Annotated in this window: 35 protein-coding genes; 7 read left to right on the top strand and 28 right to left on the bottom strand. The window is 45.0% G+C overall.

Annotated features, from left to right (window positions below; genetic code table 11):
- Window positions 1-18: 18 nt before the first annotated feature.
- The gene (locus GQ671_RS11135) at window positions 19-1,446 is read right to left on the bottom strand and encodes an NAD-dependent epimerase/dehydratase family protein (RefSeq protein WP_160657069.1); all 1,428 of its coding nucleotides are present in this window, start codon (window positions 1,444-1,446) and stop codon (window positions 19-21) included.
- Between the two features lie 307 nt (window positions 1,447-1,753).
- Here GQ671_RS11135 and GQ671_RS11130 point away from each other — a divergent pair, with 307 nt between their 5' ends.
- From GQ671_RS11130 to GQ671_RS11110, 5 genes are all read left to right on the top strand, one after another.
- Window positions 1,754-3,400 carry a peptide ABC transporter substrate-binding protein gene (locus GQ671_RS11130; protein WP_160657066.1) on the top strand — a complete coding sequence of 549 codons (1,647 nt, stop codon included), beginning with the start codon at window positions 1,754-1,756 and terminating at the stop codon, window positions 3,398-3,400.
- A gap of 65 nt (window positions 3,401-3,465) precedes the next feature.
- Window positions 3,466-4,404 (top strand): ABC transporter permease, encoded by a 939-nt coding sequence (locus GQ671_RS11125; protein WP_160657063.1) that lies wholly within the window; start codon window positions 3,466-3,468, stop codon window positions 4,402-4,404.
- Window positions 4,394-5,323, top strand: a complete 930-nt coding sequence (locus GQ671_RS11120) for an ABC transporter permease (RefSeq protein WP_160657060.1) — start codon at window positions 4,394-4,396, stop codon at window positions 5,321-5,323. Before GQ671_RS11125 ends, GQ671_RS11120 begins: the two co-directional genes overlap by 11 nt.
- A gap of 5 nt (window positions 5,324-5,328) precedes the next feature.
- Complete coding sequence (locus GQ671_RS11115) at window positions 5,329-6,375, top strand: ABC transporter ATP-binding protein (protein WP_160657058.1); 1,047 nt, start codon at window positions 5,329-5,331, stop codon at window positions 6,373-6,375.
- The gene (locus GQ671_RS11110; protein ID WP_160657055.1) at window positions 6,372-7,289 is read left to right on the top strand and encodes an ABC transporter ATP-binding protein; all 918 of its coding nucleotides are present in this window, start codon (window positions 6,372-6,374) and stop codon (window positions 7,287-7,289) included. Before GQ671_RS11115 ends, GQ671_RS11110 begins: the two co-directional genes overlap by 4 nt.
- A gap of 100 nt (window positions 7,290-7,389) precedes the next feature.
- Here GQ671_RS11110 and GQ671_RS11105 read toward each other — a convergent pair whose 3' ends face one another.
- The 6 genes from GQ671_RS11105 to GQ671_RS11080 form a co-directional block, all read right to left on the bottom strand.
- Window positions 7,390-8,118, bottom strand: coding sequence for a hypothetical protein (locus GQ671_RS11105; RefSeq protein WP_160657053.1), 729 nt, complete (start codon window positions 8,116-8,118; stop codon window positions 7,390-7,392).
- Between the two features lie 97 nt (window positions 8,119-8,215).
- Window positions 8,216-9,508, bottom strand: a complete 1,293-nt coding sequence (locus GQ671_RS11100; protein WP_160657050.1) for a DUF2254 domain-containing protein — start codon at window positions 9,506-9,508, stop codon at window positions 8,216-8,218.
- Window positions 9,509-9,632: 124 nt separating this feature from the next.
- Window positions 9,633-10,145 (bottom strand): DoxX family membrane protein, encoded by a 513-nt coding sequence (locus GQ671_RS11095; RefSeq protein ID WP_160657047.1) that lies wholly within the window; start codon window positions 10,143-10,145, stop codon window positions 9,633-9,635.
- Between the two features lie 134 nt (window positions 10,146-10,279).
- Window positions 10,280-10,720 carry a VOC family protein gene (locus GQ671_RS11090; RefSeq protein WP_160657042.1) on the bottom strand — a complete coding sequence of 147 codons (441 nt, stop codon included), beginning with the start codon at window positions 10,718-10,720 and terminating at the stop codon, window positions 10,280-10,282.
- Between the two features lie 115 nt (window positions 10,721-10,835).
- A complete protein-coding gene (locus tag GQ671_RS11085) occupies window positions 10,836-11,699 on the bottom strand; it encodes an alpha/beta fold hydrolase (RefSeq protein WP_322789478.1) in 864 nt (287 codons plus the stop codon).
- 133 nt (window positions 11,700-11,832) lie between these two features.
- Window positions 11,833-12,276: a YaiI/YqxD family protein gene (locus tag GQ671_RS11080; RefSeq protein WP_160657037.1), complete on the bottom strand. Its 444-nt coding sequence runs from the start codon at window positions 12,274-12,276 to the stop codon at window positions 11,833-11,835.
- A 186-nt stretch (window positions 12,277-12,462) separates the two neighbouring features.
- On the opposite strand from GQ671_RS11080, the gene GQ671_RS11075 reads away from it, so the two are divergent.
- Window positions 12,463-12,609: a hypothetical protein gene (locus tag GQ671_RS11075; protein WP_160657034.1), complete on the top strand. Its 147-nt coding sequence runs from the start codon at window positions 12,463-12,465 to the stop codon at window positions 12,607-12,609.
- Between the two features lie 130 nt (window positions 12,610-12,739).
- Window positions 12,740-13,102, top strand: coding sequence for a DUF3021 family protein (locus tag GQ671_RS11070; protein ID WP_160657032.1), 363 nt, complete (start codon window positions 12,740-12,742; stop codon window positions 13,100-13,102).
- Window positions 13,103-13,199: 97 nt separating this feature from the next.
- On the opposite strand, the gene GQ671_RS11065 is transcribed toward GQ671_RS11070, so the two are convergent.
- From GQ671_RS11065 to rpsE, 21 genes are all read right to left on the bottom strand, one after another.
- Window positions 13,200-13,970 (bottom strand): DUF817 domain-containing protein, encoded by a 771-nt coding sequence (locus GQ671_RS11065; protein WP_160657030.1) that lies wholly within the window; start codon window positions 13,968-13,970, stop codon window positions 13,200-13,202.
- Window positions 13,971-13,991: 21 nt separating this feature from the next.
- Window positions 13,992-14,744 carry an isoprenyl transferase gene (locus GQ671_RS11060; RefSeq protein WP_380645462.1) on the bottom strand — a complete coding sequence of 251 codons (753 nt, stop codon included), beginning with the start codon at window positions 14,742-14,744 and terminating at the stop codon, window positions 13,992-13,994.
- A 183-nt stretch (window positions 14,745-14,927) separates the two neighbouring features.
- Window positions 14,928-15,374 carry a DUF4385 domain-containing protein gene (locus GQ671_RS11055; protein WP_160657024.1) on the bottom strand — a complete coding sequence of 149 codons (447 nt, stop codon included), beginning with the start codon at window positions 15,372-15,374 and terminating at the stop codon, window positions 14,928-14,930.
- 148 nt (window positions 15,375-15,522) lie between these two features.
- A complete protein-coding gene (locus GQ671_RS11050; RefSeq protein WP_322789477.1) occupies window positions 15,523-16,329 on the bottom strand; it encodes an SDR family NAD(P)-dependent oxidoreductase in 807 nt (268 codons plus the stop codon).
- A 229-nt stretch (window positions 16,330-16,558) separates the two neighbouring features.
- Complete coding sequence (gene rpsI, locus GQ671_RS11045) at window positions 16,559-16,951, bottom strand: 30S ribosomal protein S9 (protein WP_160657022.1); 393 nt, start codon at window positions 16,949-16,951, stop codon at window positions 16,559-16,561.
- Window positions 16,952-16,969: 18 nt separating this feature from the next.
- Window positions 16,970-17,407, bottom strand: a complete 438-nt coding sequence (gene rplM, locus GQ671_RS11040) for a 50S ribosomal protein L13 (RefSeq protein ID WP_160657019.1) — start codon at window positions 17,405-17,407, stop codon at window positions 16,970-16,972.
- A 170-nt stretch (window positions 17,408-17,577) separates the two neighbouring features.
- Complete coding sequence (truA, locus tag GQ671_RS11035; protein ID WP_160657014.1) at window positions 17,578-18,357, bottom strand: tRNA pseudouridine(38-40) synthase TruA; 780 nt, start codon at window positions 18,355-18,357, stop codon at window positions 17,578-17,580.
- 10 nt (window positions 18,358-18,367) lie between these two features.
- Entirely contained in the window at window positions 18,368-19,165 is a 798-nt protein-coding gene (locus tag GQ671_RS11030) for an energy-coupling factor transporter transmembrane component T family protein (protein ID WP_160657011.1), read from the bottom strand.
- Entirely contained in the window at window positions 19,155-20,018 is an 864-nt protein-coding gene (locus GQ671_RS11025; RefSeq protein WP_160657008.1) for an energy-coupling factor transporter ATPase, read from the bottom strand. Before GQ671_RS11025 ends, GQ671_RS11030 begins: the two co-directional genes overlap by 11 nt.
- On the bottom strand, window positions 20,015-20,803 hold the full coding sequence (locus GQ671_RS11020; RefSeq protein ID WP_160657005.1) for an energy-coupling factor transporter ATPase: 789 nt from the start codon (window positions 20,801-20,803) through the stop codon (window positions 20,015-20,017). The genes GQ671_RS11025 and GQ671_RS11020 overlap by 4 nt, the downstream gene beginning before the upstream one ends.
- A gap of 149 nt (window positions 20,804-20,952) precedes the next feature.
- Window positions 20,953-21,348: a 50S ribosomal protein L17 gene (rplQ, locus tag GQ671_RS11015; protein ID WP_160657000.1), complete on the bottom strand. Its 396-nt coding sequence runs from the start codon at window positions 21,346-21,348 to the stop codon at window positions 20,953-20,955.
- Window positions 21,349-21,366: 18 nt separating this feature from the next.
- Window positions 21,367-22,311, bottom strand: coding sequence for a DNA-directed RNA polymerase subunit alpha (locus GQ671_RS11010; protein ID WP_160656997.1), 945 nt, complete (start codon window positions 22,309-22,311; stop codon window positions 21,367-21,369).
- A gap of 87 nt (window positions 22,312-22,398) precedes the next feature.
- The gene (gene rpsK, locus GQ671_RS11005) at window positions 22,399-22,788 is read right to left on the bottom strand and encodes a 30S ribosomal protein S11 (protein ID WP_160656995.1); all 390 of its coding nucleotides are present in this window, start codon (window positions 22,786-22,788) and stop codon (window positions 22,399-22,401) included.
- A 22-nt stretch (window positions 22,789-22,810) separates the two neighbouring features.
- Window positions 22,811-23,176, bottom strand: coding sequence for a 30S ribosomal protein S13 (gene rpsM / locus GQ671_RS11000; protein ID WP_145288012.1), 366 nt, complete (start codon window positions 23,174-23,176; stop codon window positions 22,811-22,813).
- Between the two features lie 25 nt (window positions 23,177-23,201).
- Window positions 23,202-23,315: a 50S ribosomal protein L36 gene (gene rpmJ / locus GQ671_RS10995; RefSeq protein ID WP_003156543.1), complete on the bottom strand. Its 114-nt coding sequence runs from the start codon at window positions 23,313-23,315 to the stop codon at window positions 23,202-23,204.
- 30 nt (window positions 23,316-23,345) lie between these two features.
- Complete coding sequence (gene infA, locus GQ671_RS10990) at window positions 23,346-23,564, bottom strand: translation initiation factor IF-1 (RefSeq protein WP_017547668.1); 219 nt, start codon at window positions 23,562-23,564, stop codon at window positions 23,346-23,348.
- Window positions 23,565-23,716: 152 nt separating this feature from the next.
- A complete protein-coding gene (locus tag GQ671_RS10985; RefSeq protein ID WP_160656992.1) occupies window positions 23,717-24,364 on the bottom strand; it encodes an adenylate kinase in 648 nt (215 codons plus the stop codon).
- Window positions 24,365-24,376: 12 nt separating this feature from the next.
- On the bottom strand, window positions 24,377-25,675 hold the full coding sequence (gene secY / locus GQ671_RS10980) for a preprotein translocase subunit SecY (protein ID WP_160656989.1): 1,299 nt from the start codon (window positions 25,673-25,675) through the stop codon (window positions 24,377-24,379).
- The gene (rplO, locus tag GQ671_RS10975) at window positions 25,675-26,115 is read right to left on the bottom strand and encodes a 50S ribosomal protein L15 (RefSeq protein ID WP_160656986.1); all 441 of its coding nucleotides are present in this window, start codon (window positions 26,113-26,115) and stop codon (window positions 25,675-25,677) included. Before rplO ends, secY begins: the two co-directional genes overlap by 1 nt.
- A gap of 27 nt (window positions 26,116-26,142) precedes the next feature.
- Window positions 26,143-26,322 (bottom strand): 50S ribosomal protein L30, encoded by a 180-nt coding sequence (rpmD, locus tag GQ671_RS10970; RefSeq protein ID WP_160656983.1) that lies wholly within the window; start codon window positions 26,320-26,322, stop codon window positions 26,143-26,145.
- Between the two features lie 16 nt (window positions 26,323-26,338).
- Entirely contained in the window at window positions 26,339-26,839 is a 501-nt protein-coding gene (rpsE, locus tag GQ671_RS10965) for a 30S ribosomal protein S5 (RefSeq protein WP_031547067.1), read from the bottom strand.
- Between the last annotated feature and the right edge of the window lie 5 nt (window positions 26,840-26,844).

Genomic DNA, 26,844 nt, shown 5'->3' with positions numbered 1-26,844 from the left:
TTCCTAGTCCATTTGATTTTAAGATTCATTTGGATTGGATACATATTTCGCATATCTTGAGTCCAGCATATTTGCGAGGAGTCTTGTTTCAAACCCGAAAGCTTTCATGACAATCAGATGGATCTTGGCCTGTGTCAATGTGTATACAAACCATGGCAGCGTCGGTTCATACTCGTGGATAGCAATAAGCACTTCATCAGTGTCCAGTACTCTTCGGAATTCAAGACGTGCACGCCCTTCCTCTCTTTCATGAGAAAACTTTCCCCCTTTGATGTAGTAGAGGATACGATTCTCATATGAACGCGCTTCTGACCTGTCCAGAATAAGAATTGGTGTTTTGAAGAATGGTAATGCAATCGATGTCTGGTCTTCTTCCACTTTTGTACTGATGAACTTGCCACCAACCCGTGAAAGCCAGTTGACATAATAGTCAGCCGTATCATCTATCGACCATTGCTTAGGTATGCGGATGCGCTGTACGGACTTTACATCGTTCTTTTCCACATCTTCCTTCTGTACAATCTCAATACCGGACTTCGAACTGCTGTCCATTTCACTATCCAGCGCAATGCGTACACTTTCCTTGAAAGTGGTCGGTGCATTGGATATCCCCTCTTCATAATTTTCCTTACGCATTACCATACTGTGTGTGAGGCTTTCCAGCAGAGGATAGACCATCTCTTTCGGTTTTTGTGCAATGAGACGCACCCAGAGCTTCGACAGGAAAATCGGGATGATCGGCACATCAACCATCGGGAGCTTTTTATCCATGACTTCTGCTGTCTCCACAAACAGTTCCTTGTATGTCTTCTCATCCGGTCCGCCGATATCAATCGCTTCATTATTGTCCGGTTCTCTTCTGACCACTCTCGTGAGTCCGGTGATGACATCCTTGAGTGCCACAGGATGCGTGCGATTATAAGCCCATGATGGCAGCAGCATGCCCGGCAGGCGCTTTACCAGGTTATGCAGAATCGGGAAGGAAGATCCTTTCGGACCGACGATCAGACCCGCCCGTAACGTTGTTACAGGTATGCCGTAGGAGCCGAGTATTTTCTCACATTCAAGCCGACTGCTCAGATGCGATGACAGTTTGTCGTCATCCGGAATGATCCCGCTCAAGTAGATGATCCGCTTCACACCCTTCTGTTTGGCCGCCCATGCGAAGTTATCGGCAAGTATCGCATCCATATCTTCGAACTTCGCCTGGGAAAGTTTCGATGAGGGCTGCATGGAGTGTACGAGGTAGATGGCAATATCAATGTCATCCATTACATTTTCAATGTCAATCTGGGAATAGAGATCGGCTTCCTTCCAGGTCACATTTTTTTCATCTTCCTTATTATCCGTGTTTCTTGAAACAGCAACGATTTCATAGTCTTCCTTAAGACTTTCCAGTAGATTACCGCCAATATATCCGGAGGCACCGGTAAGCAATATTTTCATTTTCGAACCTCTTCTCATATATGATATGTCTCTATACCCCAAGTATGAGAATTTAGTCGATGCAAGCTGAAGCCTTTCTAAAAGTTTACTACACAATTCCATGCATGTTACAAAGGTGTTACTAATTTGACATTTCAGTATTATACACTGATAATGCATATCAGGTAAGCGCTTTCAAAAAGGAGGAATGGGAGGGTATATTTTATAGAGGAAATCGGAAATAAGAGTTTCATATTACACATATACGGTGTTGTAATCCTATTGTAATATGCAGTATAATACGAATAGTAAAAAAGGAGTGAATTGTATGAAAAATTTCAAAGCTTTACTGCTTTTCCTGACTCTGACACTCGTTCTTGCAGCCTGTAACTTCGGTGGAGACAGCGGCGGAGATACTAGCGAAGAGAGTACATCAAGCGAGGGAGAATCCGGTGGCAATAAATCCATCAACCTCTCAATCGCTTCAGATCCCCCATCTTTCCACCCAGCGCTCGCTACTGATACAACATCAGGTGCGATCATGGCCAGCGTCTTCGAAGGTCTGACACGTCTCGACCCTGAAGGCAATCCGGAACCGGCGATGGCAGAAAACATCGACGTGAGCGAAGATGGTCTCACTTATACCTACACCCTGAGAGATGCACAATGGTCAAACGGTGACCCTGTCACTGCACAAGACTTCGAATATGCCTGGAAATGGGCACTTGATCCTGAAAATGCTTCAGACTACGCTTACCAACTCTACTACATAGAAGGTGCTGAAGCCTATAACTCAGGCGAAGGTTCTGTAGATGATGTAGCAGTTACAGCAATTGATGATCAGACGCTTGAAGTCAACCTTGTAAACCCGACACCTTACTTTGACGAACTGACAGCATTCTACACATACTACCCGATCAATTCCACTGTAGCTGACGAAAATCCTGACTGGCACACAGATCCGAATGGTGAAGACTATATCGGTAACGGTCCTTTCACAATGGAAAACTTCACAAGCTCAGATGAAATTGTACTGACTAAGAACGACAACTACTGGGATGCTGAAAACGTTGCACTTGATACAGTCAACATCGATATGGTTGAAAGTGCGGCAACAGCACTCAACATGTACGAAGCAGGAGAGCTCGACTACCTCGGTTCACCATTCAACACAATCGACCTGAACGCTCTTGATAGATTCAGGGAAGATGGCACACTGAATGTCAGTGACCAGGCTGGTACCTACATGTATGTTTTCAACACTCAAGACGAAGTAATGCAAAATGAAAATATACGTAAAGCCCTGACACTCGCAATCGACCGCGAAGGCCTTATCGAGAACGTTACCAAAGGTGAACAGAAGCCAGCTACTGGGCTTGTTCCACTGACTATGGAAGGCTTTGAAGAGCCAGGCGACTACTTCGAATCCAACAACATCGAAGAAGCGAAAGCGGCACTCGAAACTGGACTTGAAGAGCTTGGCATGAGCGACCCATCAGAACTCACCGTCGCATTGTCCTACAACACTGATGAAGCACACGCAGCAGTTGCACAGTTCATCCAGCAAGGCTGGGCTGAGAACCTAGGAATCGATATTACACTGGATAACGCAGAATGGCAGGTATACCTCGAAACACTTGACTCAGGCGAATACCAGGTAGGACGCTACGGCTGGCTCGGAGACTTCAACGATCCAATCAACTTCCTTGAAATCTTCAAAACTGATGGCGGTAACAATGACACTGGCTGGACGAACGAAGAATATACTCAGCTGCTGAATGACGCAGCTCAGGAAACAGATGAAGCAGCCCGTACAGAGATGATGAAAGAAGCTGAAGAGATCCTGATGAGTGAATATCCATTTGCGCCGATCTACTTCTACACGAATCTCTCAGTGCATGAAGACACAGTACAAAATATGCAAGCTGATCCACTAGGTAACGTTCAATTGAAATATGTAGACATTCAAGAATAAGAAATATTATGTCAGGTGAGTATTTTATATACTCACCTGTCATTTTTGGGAAAGGAGCGTTATGGATGATCAAATATATAGGTCAGCGCCTGATATATATCATCATCGCTTTGTTTATTATCATTACAGCAACATTTTTCCTGATGCGTCTGGCCCCAGGTAACCCTTTCGCCTCTGAAAGAGCAGTGCCGCCAGCCATACAGGAAAGTCTCAATGCAAAATATGGATTGGATAACCCTTGGTACGTGCAGTACGGTGAATACCTCCTGAACACAGTACAGGGGGATTTCGGAACATCCATGAAATATAAATATCGTGAAACAAACGACATGATCGCAGAAGGCTTCCCGATCTCCATGACTCTCGGTCTTGAAGCGATGTTCATCGCAGTCGGAATGGGTGTACTGATCGGTACGATTGCTGCCCTCTTCCACAATAAATGGCCGGATTATGTGATGAGTATTGTCGCCGTCATTGGTATCTCCGTGCCTTCATTTGTCATGGCATCGGTACTCCAATATTATTTGGCACTTCAGGCCGGATGGTTCCCTATTGCCGGATGGAATGGCTTTATCTACAGTATACTGCCGGCAGTGGCACTCGCTTCCACACCAATGGCATTCATCGCGAAACTGACACGCTCAAGCATGCTTGAGGAGACAAACAGCGAGTACGTAAAGATGGCCAAAGCCAAAGGGATATCAAAATGGGTTGTTACTTTCAAGCATGCTTTGAGAAATGCACTGCTGCCTGTTGTCACATACTTGGCACCACTCACGGCAGGAATCATCACCGGTAGTTTCGTCATAGAAGAAATATTTGCAATCCCGGGAATAGGTAAGTATTTCGTAACCAGTATCACCAACCGGGACTACACAGTCATCATGGGAACTACCGTATTCTACTCGATCATACTGCTGCTTGCTGTACTGATTGTAGATATTCTTTATAGCTTCATTGACCCACGCATCAAGTTGAGAGGAGGAAAATCAAGTGGCAAATAAAGATATTCCAAAACTCAATTCTTCCGATTTCGAAATTGTTGGATCAAGGACTGAGGAAGCGGAAACGCTTGCCAAGAAATCCATTTCCTTCTGGGGTGAAGTGGCTCGAAGATTCATCAGAAACAAACTTGCTCTTGTTGGATTCATTACACTGTTCATCATCATTCTAGGTGCAATTTTTGGCCCGATGATTTCTGAATTCACATATAGACAGCAGAACGGCGATTACAATACAAGTCCTAATGGCACATACTGGTTCGGTACCGATGATCTCGGACGCGATATCTTTACACGGGTTTGGGTCGGAGCAAGAATATCAATCTTCATCGGTTTTGCAGCCGCCATCATCGATCTCATCGTAGGTGTTGCATGGGGGTCCATCGCAGGACTCAAAGGTGGACGTACCGATGAAATCATGATGCGTATCGCAGATATTCTTACTGCAATCCCCTACCTGCTTGTCGTCATCATCCTACTTGTTGTCATGCAGCCGGGTCTGATCCCTATGATCATCGCCCTTTCATTGACAGGGTGGGTAAACATGGCACGTATTACACGTTCTGAAATACTCAAGCTTAAAAACCAGGAATATGTACTTGCTGCCAGAACGCTTGGTGCCAAGAACATGCACCTGATCAGGAAACACCTGCTGCCGAATGCACTTGGTGCCATCCTCGTCACAATGACACTGACAATACCAAATGCAATTTTCACGGAAGCATTCCTCAGCTATCTGGGACTTGGTGTACCTGCGCCATTGGCAAGTTGGGGTACCATGGCCAATGACGGCTATCCCGCATTGACGAACGCGCCTTGGAGACTATTTTTCCCGGCGCTGCTCATCAGTTTGACAATCTTTGCATTCAACGCAATTGGTGACGGATTAAGAGATGCTCTCGATCCTAAGTTAAGGAAGTGATATAGATGAATGAACCCGTTCTCCAAATAAAAGATCTTAAAGTAGATTTCTCTACGTACGCAGGGACTGTAAATGCTGTCCGGGGTGTCAGCTATGATGTCTATAAAGGCGAAACCTTAGCCATTGTCGGTGAATCCGGATCAGGTAAAAGTGTCACCAACCAGGCAATCATGAAACTGCTCCCGCAGCCGCCTGCCATCTATTCCGGCGGGGAAATACTCTTCGATGGTAAAAACCTGTTAGATCAATCTGAAAAACAGATGGAAAAAATACGCGGTAATGATATCAGTATGATTTTTCAAGATCCAATGACTTCATTGAATCCGACAATGAAAATCGGCAGACAAATTACAGAAGTAATGCTGAAGCACCAGAAAATATCAAAAAGCGATGCCAAAAAACGTGCGCTTGAACTCATGCAGATGGTTGGCATACCGATGCCTGAACAACGTCTCAACCAGTATCCTCATGAATTTTCAGGTGGTATGCGACAGCGCGTGGTCATTGCAATCGCACTGGCTGCCGATCCAAAGCTACTTATTGCAGATGAACCGACGACAGCCCTGGACGTAACCATCCAGGCGCAGATACTGGATGTGATGAAAGAGATCCAAAAGAACTCTCAAACATCCATCATTTTCATTACACACGATCTCGGAGTTGTTGCTAACGTCGCGGACCGTGTGGCAGTGATGTACGCAGGAGAGATTGTAGAAATCGGTACAGTGGATGATATATTCTATAATCCACAGCATCCATATACTTGGGGGCTGCTCGGCTCAATGCCTGACCTGAATGAAGAGAAAGGCCAGAAGTTGCGTACAATCGAAGGATCACCACCAGATTTGACGAATCCGCCAAAAGGTGATGCTTTTGCACCACGTAACCCTCACGCAATGAAAATTGATTATGAACAGAATCCTCCAATGTTCAAAGTGAATGACCATCATTTCGCGAAAACTTGGAGACTGCATCCTGATGCACCTGAAACAGAGCTTCCTGATATAATCAAGAACAGATACATGCAATACTCAGGAGGGGTGAAAGAATGACAGAAGCTATCCTGGAAGTAAAAAATCTTGCAAAGCACTTCGGGTCTAAAAATAACCCCCTTAAAGCTGTAAATGATATTTCTTTCCACGTCATGCCCGGCGAGACATTGGGTCTTGTTGGCGAATCCGGTTGTGGTAAATCCACTACCGGACGCACAATCATCAAACTGTATGAAAAAACTGGTGGAGAAGTCATCTTCGATGGCAAGCACACTGATCAGCTGACTCGAAAAGAGCAGAAGACATTCAACCAGAACCTTCAGATGATTTTCCAAGACCCTTATGCATCACTCAACCCGAGGATGACCGTCTTTGAAATCCTGTCTGAAGGATATGATATTCATGGGCTTCATAAAGACAAGAAGGAAAGACGACAGAAGATAAATGAATTGCTCGAGTCCGTCGGACTGAATCGTGAGCATGCCAACCGGTATCCTCATGAATTCTCCGGGGGACAGCGTCAAAGGATTGGTATCGCACGTGCACTCAGTTTCGATCCGAAACTGATCATCGCAGATGAGCCTATTTCTGCCCTGGATGTTTCCATCCAGGCACAGGTTGTCAACATGATGAAAGAGATACAGGAAGAGCGTGGACTCGCCTATCTCTTTATTGCACACGACCTTTCCATGGTCAAATACATCTCTGATCGCATTGCAGTCATGTATATGGGGCAGCTGTTGGAGATTGGCGACGCTGCAGATGTATATGAAAACCCGATTCATCCATACACGAAATCATTGCTTTCCGCAGTGCCACAACCCGATCCTCGTACTGAAAAGAATCGTAGAAGAGTCGATTATGATGCGGCTCAGCATGATTATGCAGAGGGTGAAGAAATAATCTTAAGAGATTTTGGCAATAACCACCAGGCACTGTGTTCCCAAAGGGAATACGACAGCTGGAAACAGTAGAATCACTTGAAATAATGAAAAGCTCCCAGTAATCCAGGCTCAGACCCGGACTGCCGGGAGCTTTTTAATGCGCTCAATTCGGAATATCATACTGCCAGGATTACAGGAGCAGAAGAAGAACAGTATAGCCAAGCATACCGGCGAAAAAGGCTGGAAAACTGCTTTCCCTTTCTTCTGGCAGTTCTTCCTTCATAACATTGAGTATGACACCACCTGCCAGAAATGCAGTCAGAACTGATAGGACAATAATATTCAACTCCGCAAATACGCCGACGAGCCAACCAATGGTGATGGCAATTGTAAGCAGCCACCGCCCGTACTGGTCATAATCATCCTTGTGAGCAGACCTTAGTGCCTTATCATTAGTAATGAAGTGAATACCCATGGCAAAGAAATAAAGTAGCATACCCCATTCAGACTGGTATTCTCCTCTGAGCAGCAGATAACCGATGATGGCGTTATACAGTGCAAAAGAAGAGATATGAAGCCAGAATACACCGGATGATGCCTTGTATGTACCGTTTTCGGCACCGATTTTCTTTGATTTCTTTGCAAGCTGCTCCAAGCCATAGAAGATGACGAGTCCCAGGAGTGCAATGATATATATATGACTTTCAAGGAACTCGAGTCCCTCAACTGCTCCTTCAAATTCCTGCTGGTACTCTCCAAGTTCAGGCAGAAGATGCATGAAGACATATGCTACTGATATTCCCCCTGCAATAGAGAGAAACTTGCTCCGGGGATCCACTTTTAAAAACTTCATTTGCTTCGATGCCAAGTGGATGACGACGAAACCTGCAACAAATATCAGGCTGAACCAGATTTCCATGCCACTGCCTCCTGTAAATTGATTAATACACAGTTATTCCCGTCACTTTTTGGCATAAACAAATGAAAAGGCAGGTACATCGAAGGCGCTTCCTCATCTAATGTACGTTAGCCAATGCTTCATCCAGCTGCATTTTTCTTTTATTGATGAATTGCTCATCAATCTCTTGTATTACATCTTTGTCGAATCGGCCATATATATAGTGGCTGAACGTTCTTATTTCCTGTTTCACATCATCCGTGCTGTTTATGGCAATATTCTCCATGGACTCGAGCAATGTCTCCAGCACTACAACATCCTGCCTGCCATAGAAACTGATCTGTGATAGTACATTATATAGCTTTTCTTCTACACTGCTTCTTCTGGTGATCAGGCGTCCAAAGTGGCGCTCATCATTGTAGATGATATATGTTCCCGTATACTTGAAGCTCTTTATAAGCGCTTCGGTCAAGTAGTGAATGCACTGGACTGCTGTATTAGGATCGTTTATGCCAGGAGAAAGCGCACGGAGAGCCACATCCACTATTTTGTGAAGTCCATAATCCACATCCTGATAGACATTCTGTTCCCTTCCAATTGTGATATTATCAATCAGGCTGTCAGGCACTTCTACATCCTTCCCATGATGAATAGTCAGTACCTCGGTGGATGTCGTTGCGAATTCACCAATCAGTGGAGTGACATGGATGACCGCTTCATTCTTCTTCGCCCATTGGAATAAGTCATCATAGTCGATGAGCTGGATGAAGCCAAAACTCTCGGCACTGATTACCGTAGTATCTTCATATTCCTCTACAATCTCGGGCTTGAGGTTGGTGACCGATACATGCTCCTGATCCAAGCGATCCCCTTCGCGGTCAATTTCATCCTTGACGTCATCCACCAGCGAATCAATCAGATTGCTGACCTGTATGCTTGACGCGACAAAATGAATGAAATAAGCAAAGAAGAAGAGGCAGAGAACAGCAAGCAGGACTGCAACGATCGCTGAAATGACTTCTCCTTCGAAGGTCGCCTGCTGCATGAAAGCCAGTGAAAGAATCGAATACAGGAACCCGCCCATGAATACGCCAAGTACGCGCATCGTCCTACGATCGTTTACAAAATTGGTCAGGACACGAGGAGAAAACTGTGAGGAGTACGTTGTCAGGACGACCATGATGGTGGAAAACGTGATGGTTGTCATGGTGAGCAGTGCCCCTGAAATCGAACCGAGTATTTCCTTGGCCAGATCCAATTCGGTGGCCAGGAAAAATGGCAACTCGAAATCGAGTCTCGGAATCACATTTATATCGGTATAGACCACGATCAGCGCAAGGATGACTGACAGCGAACAGTAGAATACCGGCGTCACCCATATGCTGTCTTTTATTTTCAGTAGATACTTCATTTCAACGCCCCTATTCATTAGATCTTATAATTCATCATACCCCTCGCGAAGTGGATTACTCAAACCAAAAATTAAGAAGAGACCTGTAACCATAACGATTACAGGTCTCCCCATTCATTTAATACTATTCTGTCACTTCACGCTTGCGACCTGGGAATCTGAAGTGGCGGCCTGCTTTACTTTTGCTTTGCAGGAAGCGGTCCAGTCCGAAACTGCCTGCTTTATGTCCAGACAGGAGGATGACCATGCCGATGATGATATAGAGCGGGTTCACGGAGACCGTACCGGCAAACAGGAATGCAAAGTTCATCATCAACCCGAAGAATGCAGCGTATGCGGTAAATCCACCGAGAATCAATCCAAGACCAACTAACAACTCACCATACGGTATCATGACATTGATAACCGGGCTCATCTGCAGAAAGACATTTTCAACCAGGAATGTGTACCACGGATAGACTGGATTGCCATCTGGTCCAAGAACCGGATTCTGTACAGCGTTCTGCAGGAATCCTGATGCATCAAATCCGCCTGTCACTTTTCCAAGACCACTCGTAAACCAGCCAAATCCCAAATAGAATCTCAATACCAGCAATACAATCTCACTCGCTTTGTGTTCCCTCAACCAACTCATCATAACTTTTTCTCCTCTCTTATGTACCGTTCTTTTCTATATGTTCATTATATGTGAAAAGTATCACAATAGCAATAGATTTTTGTTATTTTTTTCACATAAATTTATAAAGAGAAAAATATAAGAAGAAGCTGGCTTCAGTCAACTACCAGCATATTGGACACATCAAATTCCCACTCTGATCCATATGCTACTTCCCAGTAATATCCGTCGATATCAGTAAAGTATCCACCATATCCGCCCCACGATAGGGGCTGCGGATGCTTTACCACTGTCGCTCCATGCTGCTTCACTTTACTCATCACATCATCCACTTCCGCTTCGGACTTGCCGTTATATGCTAAAGTGATGCCGTTGAATCCACCTCTTGAGATCTCTGGTGGATTGCCTGCGTTGATGTCATTGGCCAGCTCCTCTATCGGGAAGAGTGCCAGCTTTGACCCTTCATTATTGAAAAATACAACCATCGGATGTGCTTCTTCTCCAACAATGTGGGCTTTGAATCCGATATTTCGGTAAAATTCGAGGGAAGCTGAAATGTCTTTTACACCGAGCGTTATAAGATTGATGCGGTTCATCCAATCAACTCCTGATTATTATTTTATCCAATGTAATTATACACTATGGAGAATGACAATAAAAACCCCTCCTCACTTGAGAAGGGGCTGCATCAAATTATCTGCACAAGCTGTTCTATGATTCAAGGAACTGCAGAATCTGTTCGTTCACATATTCCGGCTGTTCCTGGTGAACCCAATGTGTTGCCTCATCCACCCAGGTTACACTGCTGTTGCTTGCGTAGTTCAGGGTTTCTTCTGCAAGCTTTTTCGACAGAAACTGATCGCCTGCGCCCCAGATAATTTTTACAGGCACCTCGACCTTGTCATTTGGAATGTATTTCTTGCTATACGGAATGGCACGATACCAGTTCAGCATGCTTGTTAACGCCTGAGGTCTTGCCCAAGCAATCCTATAGGCATCCAGTTCATCATCTGTGAACGTCCCCTTCCGGCTCGTCTGAACAAGCGCCTGCGCCATATACGCATGATCTTTGCTGCTCAGAATTTTCTCCGGCAGTGCGGGGATCTGGAAGAAGAGCATATATGAACTTTTCAAACCTTGTGATGGTTTTTTCCGCAGGACTTTCGGTAGCACAGCAGGGTATGGCATATTGATCACAATCAGACGGTTCACCTTATCAGGATGCGTACTGGCGAGCTGCCAAGCTACACCCCCACCCCAGTCATGTCCGACGACTGCCGCACTCTCATAACCGTAATGGTCGATCAGTCCGACAATATCCTGTTCGAGTTTATCGATACGATAGGCCTTTCTACCATCAGGCTTCTCACTCTTATTGTATCCCCGCTGATCCGGTGCGACGACTCTATACCCGGATGCAGCAAGTACACGAATCTGCTTCCTCCAGCTGAACCAGAACTCGGGGAAACCGTGGAGCAGAACCACCAGTTCCCCGTCCTCTGGACCTGAGACAGCGACGTGAAGCTGGATTCCGTTCGTCTGGATGTACTCGAATTCAATATCTGTTACAGCCACAATGAACCCTCCTGTCATATATTAGATATTCATCTTATTCCCTCTATTCTCAACTGTACCCGGTTTCCAGCCGCGAACCACATAAATCCCCTCTGCCAATCGTAGCAGGGGGGATGATAGATTCTTATTCTTCTTACATCATCTCTAGTTTGCTTCTGAATAGAGACGAAAATGCGGCCCTATCTTCGTTGCTGAAAGGCTTCGGGCCTTTAGTCCTGCCGCCACCCTTGCGGATCATGCTCCCCATGTGACGTGTGGCAAGCAGATTATCGATATTCATGTCATTGTATTCAAACCCTTTATGATGCAGCACGATGCATCCCTTAGGCAGAAGCAGGGAGGCCAGTCCGTAGTCCTGTGTGATGACAATATCTTCTTTCTTGGCCAGCTGGACAATCTTGAAATCCGCCGCATCCGGCCCCGCTTCGACATAGACAGCTTTCACATGCGTCGGCAGATCCTTCCCGGAGTAATGCGATAGACTCGACACCAGAGTAACCGAGGTGGATACTCGAGCCGCTTCCTCCATGACGATATCCTTCACCGGACACGCATCAGCATCTACGATTATTTTCATCTTCTCGCCCCCTTTTCAATGTATCCAGTATATCAGAGACGGAATATACACGACCTAATAATTTATTTAAAGTGTAATATGTAATGATGGAAAAACATATAAAGAGACGGAGTGGTGGCCAATGAAGGTCAGTATGCAAATATCGAAAGGAAGTATGCAGTATAATTATGGCAGCTCTATCAGGCTGTGGAGAACGGTGAAAGGGGAGATGGTTTCTATACTGTCATCAGTCAAGCGGACGCAGCTTATGAGGCACTTGATGATCGCTTCGACACACTCTTGGAAGACTATTTTGTTGATGTGCGTACAGAATTGATTGAGGTTGAAGAGTGAATCACGGTTACTAAATGCATTTTTGTTGGAGATTTATAATTTAAATAGTGTAACATGTAAATTAAATGGTATGAATAGGATGTACATATCATTACTTTTACTCTTCCAAAGAGAAAGAAGGTAGATTCATATGCTTATCTTAAATTCTCTATTAAGGGGCGGCATCGCATTTATTATTATGGGCGGCATCGCATTGCTTCTTTATTTTCAAGGGGATTATTCAAATGCAAGGAGCACGTTTCTAGTTGCGATCATCGTTTTTTTAGTAGCTGCAGCATCAGTTATATATGATCTGGACCATTGGACCCTATTTAAAAGAAGTATCATTCATTCTCTGGTCATGGTCATAACCATCTATCCCATTCTATTATTAAGTGGCTGGTTTAGTGTCTCATCTATGTCCGATGCTTTATGGATATTGCTTCTCGTGCTGTTGGTTGGTGCTGTTTTATGGTCGATTTTCATGGTACTGGCGAAAATATTTTCGTGGTAACCATTGAAGCGGTATAGAGACGTATGTGTTAAAGACAAAAGGCCCTTTCTACCGACTTATATAGAAAAGAGAGTCATATATATGGAGAAGGGCACCACTACTTTCCTGGTCCATTTTTCTTCATCTGTTTCAATGTTGCCACAATAAGAAAACTGACAATCACCAGCAGCATCCAGGAACTCACCTTCCCCAGATGGATGACACTCCATGCATCCGCCTGGTTCGGGTATTCCCACGCGCTGAAGTAGGTCGCAATATTTTCAGCAATCCAGATAAAGAAACCGATGAGCATAAAAGAGAATACAAGAGGCATCCTATAGCGCGTGTTGCCAACTTCGTAGGCAACTCCGGAACGCCAGAAGACGACGATGACAGCACCACAAAGCCACCAGCGAATGTCCACCCAGTAGTGATGGGTGAAGAAGTTCAGATAGATCGCAGCAGCTATCGGTACAACGACCACAAACGGCGGCCACCGGATCAGCTCGACTCCGAGACGTCTCCAAGCCTGACAGAGATAGCTCGCAACACTTGCATACATGAACCCACTATAGAGCGGCACTCCAAAAAGCTTGAAGTACCCCGTCTCCGGATAGGACCAGGATCCCATATGTACTTTGAAAATTTCTAAAGCGAGGCCGATAATATGGAACACGCTGATCACTTTCAATTCATCCATCGTTTCAAGTCCTGAACGTATCATCCACCCCTGCATCAGCAGACAGATGATGAGCAGCCAGTCGTAGCGTGGCAGAAAGGGAAGCGGTATGAACTCCGTCAATGCCAGGGAGGCGAAGATGACGACGGGAAATATACAAGATAGCGCCTGCGCCCAGCCAAAACGTACGAGCTGTTCCAGTGCTCTCATGATCCATCGCCTCCTTGACCATCAGACCCCTCCGTACCTTCTCTTTCTTTGACCGTAAGCCTCCAATGCATCCAGAAAGTTCTGCTCTGTAAAATCCGGCCATAGTACATCGCTGAACCAGAATTCCGTATAGGCAAGCTGCCAGAGCAGGAAGTTGCTGAGCCGCTTCTCACCACCCGTACGAATAAGCAGGTCCGGTTCTGTCGTATCCGCTGTATACAGGTATTTGGAAAACTGCTGTTCATCCAGGTCGTCTAATGATAGTTTCTGCTGATTCAGATCTTCAAATACCGCCTTCATGGCCACCAGCATCTCCTGCCTGCTGCCATAGTTGAGCGCAAAATTCAGCTGAAGCCCGTTATTATGACGTGTGCGATCCATCGCGTATTGTATGGCTTTACGTGTTGCAACCGGCAGTTTCCCCATATCACCGATCACCTCGATGCGTACGTTGTTGGCCATGAGTTCAGGCAGATGCACACCGAGAAATTCCTTCGGCAGCTTCAAAATAAATTCGATCTCAGCCTTCGGACGTTTCCAATTCTCTGTAGAAAACGTGTAGAGCGTCAGAACCTCCACGCTACGGTCGACTGCCGCCTTCACCACTTTAACGACAGTCGCAACACCTTCCTTATGGCCTGCAAATCTCGGCATACCACGTTCCTTCGCCCAACGTCCACTCCCGTCCATAATGACCGCAACATGCTTTGAAACGTCTGCTTCAGGACCACCAGTCAATACTGTACGTTCCTCCTCATACAAAGGATCTCTCATTGACATCCACTCGCCACCAATCTTATATGATCATCTCTTCTTTATTATAAGACTATATTAGCATATATTTATTGATAATCAATAAATATATATTAATTATCAACATTTTATTATTGTATGCGAGTCTTATTCCTACAAAAAACACCTCCCATCAAGTGCGGGAGGTGTCTATATACCATTCAGTTATCCATATGCCTTCTGGTGCGCTTTCTTCAACTTCAGGTAGTCTTCATCTTCCCGGACGGTTTTCCACTTCTCTTCGAAAATGGAAGCCGATTCCGCCTTTTCCGGATCGATGTCTCTCTCATTCACTTCCCCGTTCTTGTCGTACTTCTTTCCGCCTTTATAATTTGCATAGCGACGGGACCTTGTATATCCCATCTGGAGAAACTTCCTCGCCATATCCATGCCGACAAAATCGTCATCTTTCTTATAGTCCAGATACATTTGATATATCTTATCGGAGGATTCTTTTGCGATCTCAGGGGTCTTGAACCGCCAGTGCTGGAGAATTTCGCTCTTATAGGGCTCTACCATCAGCACACCCTGTTCGCCTCTCCCTACTCTATATAGCTCAGGCTGTTCGCGGAAATTGATGTTGTCGAAATCCAAGTCGTAATCAAAAGCCATTCGTTTGCCTCCTCGTTTACTTTTCTATTTCTGTACCCACTATTAATGGCTAATATGTTAATGACATAGTTATTGAAGATTCATTTATCCATGGGGTAGATTCATTTAGAATAAAAACTAAGAAGGCTTTTCGAATAAAGTAAATTCGTTATTTGAATTTTGAAGGTCGAGTCACTCTCTCTGCTACAACAGCCATCGCTTTTCTCGTCATGAAGCGGCTCGCCTGGGCAACCCAATAATTATTGGCACCATCTACAATATAACTCTTATTTTTTGCGATACCTTTAAAGCCCGATTTAACGACGGACTCCGGTGTGCCTTTGATCCCCCCTGGCATGTCGGTTGTTCCCATAACATCAAAAAATGATGTTTTCGTAGTTCCAGGACAAAGTGCCAGAATCCTTACTCCAAGGTGTCGGTTCTCTGCATAGAGCGCCTCAGAGAACGATAGAACAAATGCTTTCGTGGCTGCATATGTCGCCATGTAGGCAAGCGGCTGAAATGAAGCGACGGAGGCTAAATTCACAATAACCCCATCTCTCTGTTGCTGCATGTACGGCAAGAATTGGTGTGCCAGCCCTACAAGTGTAGATATATTGAGCCGGATCATTTCCTGTTCCCGGTCAATCGAAATCGTTTCAAAACGACCATGGGTGCCAAAACCTGCATTGTTGATCAGGATATCTACGTTCAGTCCGAGTTTTTTGATCCGTTCCGCCAGCTCATCTACTGAACCCGCTTCAGACAAATCCAGCGGAATGATATATGTGTCTACTTTGTGCTTCAACGATAGTTCGTCTGCCAATGCATTAAGTTTCCCATCAGAGCGTGCAACCAGAATAACATGGCTTCCTCTGGAAGCCAGTTCCTTCGCATATGCCTTCCCTATGCCGCCTGAAGCTCCTGTTACAAGTGCTGTCTTACCTTTGTAGTTCACCATCTTTATAACCTCCACTTTACTTGTATAATAAATGGGCTCCCAAACTTTTAGAACCTCTATTTATACTTGCTTTCGTAACTTTCTGCAGGTAGATTCACTTCAATTAAATCTATAAGTAACTTTCCCTAATATATTAAATATAATATGTACTATTTATGAATAAACTTAAGAATTTTTCCAAGTAAAATAAAAAAAGCACTTCCCAAGTAAGTTTGGGAAGTGCTTTGAAACGATAATACCTCGATTAACGTTTTGAGAACTGTGGAGAACGACGGGCTTTCTTGAGTCCGTATTTCTTACGTTCTTTCATACGTGGGTCACGTGTAAGGAGTCCTGCTCTCTTAAGCACGCCACGGTTCTCTGGATCTGCTTCAAGAAGTGCTCTAGCAATACCATGACGGATTGCTTGTGCTTGTCCTGTGAAGCCACCACCATGAACGTTTACCAGTACATCATAGTTACCTTGTGTTTCTGTAACTGAGAATGGCTGATTCAAGTCAAGAATGAGACTTTCGAATGGAAGGTATTCTCTCATGTCACGTCCGTTCACTGTGACGTTACCTTCACCTGGTACGAGACGTACTCTAGCAACTGCGTTTTTACGACGACCTGTTCCTTTGTATTCTACTTTAGCCAATGAATTAACCTCCTATTCCTAACCGCGAAGTTCGTAGTTTTCTGGTTTTTGTGCTTCATGTGGATGCTCGCTTGCAGCGTATACATGAAGTTTCTTGCTTTGTGCGCGTCCAAGTCTGTTTTTCGGCAGCATGCCTTTGATGGAGTTTTCCAGCAGGCGTACAGGATTCTTTTCTCTCAGTTCACCAGCAGAGATGGATCTGATTCCACCTGGATGTCCAGTGTGTCTGTAATAGATTTTATCCTTAGCTTTGTTACCAGTCATTTCGATCTTTCCAGCATTGATGATGATGACGTTGTCACCTGTATCAACATGCGGCGTGTATGTCGGTTTGTTCTTACCGCGCAGTATGGATGCAACTTCAGAAGATAGACGACCAAGTGTCTGTCCTTCTGCATCGATAACATACCATTTACGTTCAATGTTGGCTTCGTTTGCCATAAATGTTTGACGCATTTCCAGTCCTCCTAAATATATCAGTGGTTCTCTCGTTTATGCTCTCTAAAATAAAAAAAAGCTTCGTTTGCTTTATATCTTATTCACAATAAGTTTCCGGGGCTCATCGTGGGTGATATAAAATTATACCGTTGTCTATGATAACCTTAATAGGGTATTTTGTCAATGTCTCAGCAGGTTCTTTTTAATTTTTCCAGTGCAGCTTCACGTTCTTCATCGTTGAGGAACACACGCTCGAGGTATAGGCCTTCGGGTGGAGCTGTTTTCGGTACCATCGTTCTGTCTTTGGCAGCGATCACCTCTGGTGTTCTTGCACCGTCCCAGCGTCCCTGGCCCACTTCAAGTACGTAGGCGACCAGAATGCGCACCATGTTGTATAGGAAGCCTGAGCCGATGATCAAAAAGTCATAGCCATTCTCTGTTCTGATCAGATCGAAACGGTAGATGTGCCGCACTTTATTTTCTATCGGTGACTTGGCACTGGTAAAGCTCGTGAAATCATGGGTGCCGACAAAGTGCTGCATCGCCTCACGCATCTTCGTCTCATCCAGGTCATACGTGTAGTGGACTTTGAGTCCCTTCTCGAAAGGATCACGCACGCTGCCCTGATAGATGCGGTAGCGGTATGCCTTTCCTTTCGAGTGATGACGGATGTGATAGTCGGGGCTGATGCTGGTCACTTCGTGGATGGCGATATCATCCGGCATTGCACTGTTCAGGGCATGCTGCCACCTGGAGACCGGGATGCTCAGTTCGGAATCGAAATGGAAGTACTGTTCAATCGCATGTACGCCGCTGTCTGTGCGGCCGGCAGGCTGTATTCTGACAAATGCCTTATGCATACGCTGGAGAATCTTTTCTATCTCTCCTTGCACAGTGCGACCTTCCATCTGATATTGGAAGCCGTTGAATCCGGCCCCATTGTAACTAATTTTAACTAGATAGCGCATATGCTGCTCCTTACTGTCTGATCATCCACAGGATGATACCGAATATGATCATCATAATCAAAGCTGCCGTGTCCCGAAACTGCCAATTGAGCACCCGGTAATATGTCCGTCCTTCTTCCCCCTGATAGCCTCTGACTTCCATGGCGATGGCGAGCTCCTCAGCACGCTTGAAAGAAGAGATGAACAGCGGAATGAAGATCGGAGTCAGTGCCTGCAACCTCGATTTCAGACTGCCTGTCATGAATGTGGATCCACGGGCGCTCTGTGCTTTGATGATCTTCTCCGTCTCATCCATCAGTGTAGGGATGAAACGAAGGCTGATGGACATCATCAGAGCAATCTCGTGCACAGGCACCCTTATGGCCTTCAGCGGCCTACAGATGCGTTCTATGGCGTCTGTCAGCTGCAATGGACTCGTTGTCAGGGTCATGATTGTCGTGATCAGAACAAGCATTGCAAGACGTATGGTGATGTATATACCATTGATGACACCTTCAGATTCGATGGTGAAGAAGCCGCCGTCTATAAGCACCGTCCCGCCTTTTGTGAAAAAGAGGTGCATGAAGAAAGTGAACAGCAGAAGAATCAGTATCAGTTTCAATCCGTTGAAGAGAAATCTGAGTGACAGACCTGCCATTTTCGTCAGTGTAATGATGAAGAGGATGAGCAGTCCGTAACCGGTCCAATGGTTGGCAAAGAAAACGATGGCCATGAACATTACCACGGCCAGTATTTTAGCGCGGGGATCGAGCTGGTGAATGATACTGGAACCCGGGATATATCTGCCAAGCAGCATTTTACTGAGCATGGTTCGCCCCCCACTCTTCATAGAGTCGAACAAATGCTTCAGCGTCCTTTGGCATCTGGTCAAAATGGATACCTTTTTCCTCCAGGTCATGAATCAGCCTGACGATATCGGGTGGTTCAAGTGAAAATTTTTCAAGCAGCACTTCATTAGTGAGCAGATCAGCCGTCCTGCCTTCTTTCACAAGATGTCCTTCATTCAATATCTTAACCTTATCAGTATACTGGAACACATCGTTCATATCGTGGGTGACAAGAATGACAGTGATGCCCATGTCCTGATGGATTCTTTTGAAAAGTTCCATGGTCTCTATATGGCTCTTCGGATCGAGGCCTGCAGTCGGTTCATCCAGGATAAGTACTTCCGGTTCCATTGCAAGAATTCCGGCAATGGCCACCTTCCGCATCTGTCCTCCCGAAAGATCGAACGGGGAGGCATCGAATAGTGACGCATCGATATTAAGAAGCTGCAGATAATGCTTCGCCTTCTCCTCGGCAGTCGCTCGGTCCATGCCCATGTTCTTCGGTCCGAACATGACGTCTTTAAGTACTGTCTCTTCAAACAGCTGATGTTCCGGAAACTGGAACACCATGCCGACATGCTTTTTTACCTGATGGATATCCTTCTGTCTCGACTTCCTTCTGAGCACGATGTTTCCGACACGCACCTCTCCCCGACTTGGCAGAAGCAGCCCATTCAAAGTCTGGATCATCGTCGATTTGCCACTGCCCGTATGTCCGATGATACCGTAGTATACGCCTTCTTCGAACGTAGTCGTGATATCATCCAGAGCCAGATGCTCGAAAGGTGTATTCTGGTGATAGATGCTCGTCAGATTTTTAAAATTGATGTTCATAGGCGTTTCACCAGCTCATCATATGACATATATTCTCCACCAAGCAGCCTTTTGGAAACTTTCATATGAAAAGGCAGTACAAGCCGGCTTGCTATGAGAGCGTCGGTATCCTGGTAGATTTCCTCTACTGTGCCCTTGCTGATGATTCGACCTTCCCGCATGACCACAGCGTGATCACTCTGTTCAATCTCTGAGAGGTCGTGTGTAATATATATCAGGGTGGTTCGACCTTCACCATGGATTTTCTGCAGAATATCAAGCACCTCACGCCGGCCTTCCGGATCAATCATGGAAGTCGCTTCATCCAGAATCAGAACATCTGGTGCCATTGCCAATGCACTGGCAATCGCCACACGCTGCTTCTGTCCACCGGATAGTCTTGACGGTTCATGGTTTCTGTAGGAAAGCATATTGACCGCCTCAAGGGCTGCCTCTGTTCTTCTGACCATTTCTTCTCTTGGGACGCCATTATTCTCAAGGCCGAATGCCACATCATCCTCGACAGTCGCACCGACAAACTGGTTGTCGGGATTCTGAAAGACAATGGCAAACCGTTTTCTCAGTTCAGCACGGTTTTCATCATTCAGTACTTCGCCACCCACTCTGATGGTACCTTCGTAGTCCTCGAGTATACCCATCAGAATCTTCACCAGTGTACTTTTCCCAGAACCGTTATGACCGATTATGGAAACCCAGTCCCCTTGGCGGATGGTTAGGGAGATATGATCCAATGCTTTATATTCACCTGATCTATAGCTATAGGCCAAATTATCAAATTCAATCATATCTCCACCGCCATTTTTATGTAATAAAAAAGCGCGTACCCTGCACTTGGGAGTCGCGCGTTTATTCTGTATAGCCTGCAGGGTACGTTGAGCTAGACAATATGGCCCGTGGACCATATTATCGTAACACTCATTCTGCTTTTATATGATTACGCTTCTTCAGTCGCTACTGCGCCCTGAACGAACTCGATTACTACGAGTTCTGCGCCGTCGCCACGACGTTCACCAAGTTTCTTGATGCTTGTGTAGCCACCTTGACGATCTTCAAAACGTGGTGCGATATCTTCAAAAAGCTTTTGAAGTGCGTACTGTGTTGTACCATCTTCATTTGCGATTTCAACATTACGTACTGTCTGACCTGCACGACGCTTCGCTGAAAGATCTCCACGCTTGCCGAGAGTAACAAGTTTGTCTACGACTCTACGTAGTTCCTTCGCTCTCTGTTCAGTTGTTGTAATGCGTTCGCTTACGATAAGGGATGTTGCCAGATCACGAAGCATTGCTTTTCTTTGGTCGGATGTACGTCCTAGTTTTCTGTAGCCCATTGCAATTTACCTCCTTTATCAGTCTTCTTTACGGAGCCCCAGACCGAGGTCCTCGAGTTTGAATTTGACTTCTTCAAGAGACTTACGTCCCAGATTTCTTACTTTCATCATATCTGCTTCACTCTTATCAGTGAGTTCCTGTACAGAATTGATTCCTGCACGTTTCAAACAGTTGTAGGAACGTACTGACAGATCGAGTTCTTCGATGGACATTTCAAGAACTTTCTCTTTCTGGTCCTCTTCCTTCTCGATCATGATTTCAGCATTTTGTGCTTCATCAGTGAGTCCAACAAATATATTCAGGTGTTCTGTCATGATTTTAGCAGCAAGAGATACACCTTCCTGCGGTGTAATAGAACCATCTGTCCAGACATCCAAAGTAAGCTTGTCGAAGTTTGTCCTCTGACCTACACGCGTGTTTTCAACCGTGTAGTTGACACGTTCAACTGGCGTATAGATGGAGTCTACCGGAATGACACCGATTGACATTTCACTTTTGTTATTACCATCAGCAAGTGTATAGCCTCTGCCACGATTTGCGATCATACGTACTTTGAACTGTCCACCATTGGATACTGTTGCAATCTTCAGGTCGCGGTTCAAGATTTCGACGTCACTGTCGTGGGTAATATCTCCAGCTGTAACGACACCTTCTCCATTAAAGTCGATTTCGAGAACTTTTTCTTCGTCGGAATAGACTTTAAGTGCGAGCTTCTTGATGTTGGTGACGATTGTTGTAACATCTTCCACAACACTTTCAATTGTAGAAAATTCATGCAGTACATTTTCTATTTCTATCGTTTTGACTGCCGCACCAGGTAATGATGATAAAAGAATGCGACGTAAGGAGTTCCCAAGTGTTGTTCCATATCCTCTTTCAAGAGGTTCAACAACAAACTTACCAAACTTAGAATCTTCCGATACTTCGACTGTTTCAATTCTAGGTTTTTCGATTTCTATCATTTGTCTACTTATCCTCCCTTTAAACGTCGGAAATATTATGCAGCCATGTGTTTTACATTACACTCGGAATTGTCCTGTGACCAGTAATTATACACGGCGACGTTTAGGTGGACGGCAGCCATTGTGTGGTACAGGAGTGACATCTTTGATTGCTGTAATTTCCAGACCTGCAGATTGGAGTGCGCGGATCGCTGATTCACGACCTGACCCAGGACCTTTTACTGTAACTTCAACAGATTTGAGTCCATGTTCCATAGCTGCTTTGGAAGCAGTCTCAGAAGCCATCTGTGCAGCGAATGGTGTTGATTTCTTTGAACCTCTGAAACCAAGTGCACCTGCTGATGACCATGACAGCGCGTTACCAAAATCGTCAGTGATTGTGACAATTGTGTTATTGAAAGTTGAACGGATATGAGCAATACCAGTTTCAATATTCTTTTTCACTTTACGTTTACGTGTTTGTTGTCTACGAGCCATATTTTCTCCTCCTTTTCCCTAATTATTTCTTCTTGTTCGCAACTGTTTTAACTGGACCTTTACGTGTGCGGGCATTATTTTTAGTATGCTGTCCACGCACTGGAAGTCCACGGCGGTGACGGATACCTCTGTAAGATGCAATTTCCATCAAACGTTTGATGTTGAGGTTCTGTTCACGACGAAGGTCACCTTCGATTTTATAAGTGTCAACGACTTCACGAATAGTGTTGAGTTCGTCTTCAGTAAGGTCTCTCACACGTGTACTTTCGGATACATTAGCTTTTTCAAGAATTTCTTTCGCTCTTGTGTTGCCGATACCGTAAATATAAGTGAGGGAGATTACAACACGTTTTTCACGTGGTACGTCTACTCCTGCAATACGAGCCATATGTTACACCTCCGATATTATATTATTAACCTTGCTTCTGTTTGTGCTTAGGGTTCTCACAGATTACCATAACTTTGCCTTTTCTGCGGATGACTTTGCATTTTTCACAGATAGGCTTGACTGATGGTCTTACTTTCATGTGTTTTACCTCCTTAGAATGTGGAGTCCATTACTTAAAACGATAAGTGATTCTGCCACGCGTAAGATCATAAGGTGACATTTCAACTGTTACTTTATCGCCAGGAAGAATACGTATATAGTTCATACGGATTTTACCTGAAACATGAGCGAGAATCTCATGTCCATTTTCAAGTTCCACTTTGAACATGGCATTCGGCAACGTATCCAATACAGTGCCTTCCAACTCGATAACATCTTGTTTACTCATTTCGAATTCCCCCTTTACAGCTCTCTAATCTCTATTAGAAATTCACTTCAGGTGAAGATTGGACTACACTTAACGCCAAAATATGAACTTGGATATTTTTCGTTATCATACAAGTAACATTCACCTAGAAGTGTCTGAAAAGGTGAATATCCTTATATACTTTGCAGAATCGCATCAACATCGTTGAATACTTCATCGATGTCACGGGAGCCATCCACTTTGACAAGTACACCCTGATCTTCATAGAAGTCGAGCATAGGTGCTGTCTGTTGAATGTTCACTTCCAGACGATTTGCAACTGTTTCAGGGTTGTCATCTTCTCTCTGATACAATTTGCCACCATCAAGATCACAAACGCCTTCCTGCTTTGGCGGATTGAACACAAGATGGTAGGTCTTGCCGCAGACTTCACAGATACGTCTGCCGGTCAATCGGTTCATCAGTTCTTCTTCAGTCACTTCAACGTAGATTGTTCTATCAATCTTCGTGCCGAGCTCCTGCATGATGCTGTTCAAAGCTTCAGCCTGCTCCACAGTACGTGGAAAACCGTCCAGCAGGAAGCCGTCCTTGGCGTCACTCTGGCTCAGGCGCTCTTTGACAATGCCGATTGTTACTTCATCCGGAACAAGTTCGCCTTTATCCATGAAGGATTTGGCTTCCTTGCCGAGTTCTGTACCGTTCTTGATTGCAAGGCGGAACATATCCCCTGTTGATATATGAGGGATCGGGTATTTCTTTATAATCTTGGACGCCTGAGTTCCTTTACCGGCACCAGGGAGTCCCATCAATATAATATTCATACGCTTTTCCTCCTACCTACGCTTTCTGAAGCCGCGGTATTCCTTTTGGTTTGCTTGAGCTTCCAGCTGCTTCATGGTTTCAAGAGCGACACCAATAACAATCAGAAGACTCGTACCTCCAATTTGAATCGCCTGGGGAAGATCCATGAACTTGGTAATAAGCAGTGGCAGTATTGATATGCCGGCCAGGAAAAGTGCACCTACGAACACAAGTCTATATAGTACAGATGTGATGTAGTCCTGCGTGTTTTGACCCGGACGGATGCCAGGTACATAACTTCCCTGTTTCTTGAGGTTGTCTGCCATTTTTTCTGGATTGACCTGAACAAACGAATAGAAGTACGTAAATGCAATGATCAGAGCGACATAAAAAATCATGCCTATCCAATCTGACGGATCAGCGAGTCTCGCTACTGTCTGAGCCCAGTTCTGGTCAGGGAAGAATAGTGTCAGCGTCTGCGGCAGCATGAAAAATGCCATCGCAAAGATGACCGGTATTACCCCTGCCGGATTGACTTTAAGCGGCAAGAAAGTCGACTGTGGTGCCAATTGCGATGATTTTCTCTGACGTTTGGCATACTGTACCGGTATTTTACGGACAGCCTGCAGAATAAAGACTGCGAACGCCGTGATCAATATCAACATGATGAAGAGACCGACCATTTTAAGTACTGCCATCGTCGTATCATCAGCACCGACAAAGTTCTGCTGGTACAACTGTACGATTGCATTTGGAAGCACACCGAGTATACCTGCAAAGATAATGATCGAGATGCCGTTGCCGACACCATGGGTCGTTATCAGTTCGCCGAGCCACATCAGGAAAGCTGTTCCTGTAGTAAGCACGAGTGCGATGAGCAGGTAGGAGCCGACATTTGTGCTGTCCAGCAGCATACCGCTGAACATCCTATTGAAAGCGAAGGACATTCCAAGCGATTGGATAAACGCAAGTACGATGGTGAAATAGCGCGTAAACTGTGTGAGTTTACGTCTTCCGACTTCACCCTGCTTGGCCCATTCAGCAAATTTCGGTACAACGTCCATCTGAAGGAGCTGCACGACGATTGATGCTGTAATGTAGGGCATGATACCCATGGCCAATATGGAGAAGTTCATCAGTGCGCCACCACCGAAAGTGTTCATTAGATCGAGCACGCCCTGTTGACCTGCTCCCATATCGAACACACTCGGATCCACTCCTGGAACCGGTATATATGTGCCGATCTTGAAAATTACGAGCATTGCCAAAGTAAATAGAATTTTACTTCTGATTTCTTTAATCTTAAAGAAATTGGATAACGTGCCGATCATTAGATCACCTCGTAGCTTCCGCCCTGTTCCTCAATTGCTTTGACAGCTGAACTTGAAAACTTATGAGCTTTGATTGTTAATTTCTTCTCAAGAGTACCATTGCCTAATACTTTGATACCAGATTTTTCATTCTTAACAATACCATTTTCTTTCAGCATTTCAGGTGTAACTTCAGTACCATCTTCGAAACGATTCAAATCGCTCAGGTTAAGCACTGCATATTCTTTACGGTTAATGTTCGTAAATCCACGTTTTGGAATACGACGGAATAGTGGGAGCTGTCCACCTTCAAAAGTTGGTCTCACTCCACCACCGGAACGTGAATTCTGACCATTATGACCGCGTGCAGAAGTCTTACCATTACCAGAAGACATACCACGACCTACACGATTACGGTTTTTGCGAGCACCTTCTACTGGTTTCATCTCATGTAATTTCATCTTCGCACCTCCTATATCATAATATCATTAATTTTCTTCAACTGAAACTAAGTGGCTGATTTTAGCAACCTGACCTCTGAGCTGAGGTGTGTCTTCAAGCTCAACACTGTGCTGAAGCTTTCTCAGTCCTAGAGAAGCAACTGTTCTTCTTTGAGTTTCAGGCTTCCCGATCAAGCTTTTTTTGAGGGTTATTTTAATTTTAGCCATGTCTGTAAATCCCTCCTTAATTTTGTAGCTCTTCTACTGATTTGCCACGCAATTTAGCGACTTCTTCTGCGCTCTTGAGCTCAGTAAGACCTGTCATTGTTGCACGTACCACGTTGATAGGTGTGTTTGCACCCAGTGACTTACTCAGGATGTCGGAAACACCGGCAAGCTCCAATACGGCACGAACGGGTCCACCAGCAATAACTCCTGTACCAGGCGCTGCTGGTTTCATGAATACTCTACCAGAACTGAAACGTCCAATGATTTCATGTGGAATAGTACCGTCTACCAATGGTACTTCGATAAGATCTTTCTTGGCAGCTTCGATAGCTTTTTTGATTGCTTCAGGCACCTCTTGGGCTTTACCTGTACCAAAGCCGACACGTCCTTTTTTGTCTCCTACTACAACAAGTGCAGAGAAACGGAAACGACGTCCACCTTTTACAACTTTAGCGATACGGTTGATTGTAACAACGCGCTCTTCGAATTCCTGTACTTTCTCTTCTCTACGAGCCATAAATG

The sequence above is a fragment of the Salinicoccus hispanicus genome, assembly GCF_009831115.1.
Classification (GTDB): domain Bacteria; phylum Bacillota; class Bacilli; order Staphylococcales; family Salinicoccaceae; genus Salinicoccus; species Salinicoccus hispanicus.
Note: the sequence above shows the minus strand (reverse complement) of the source record. Positions and strands in the feature narration are given on the sequence as shown.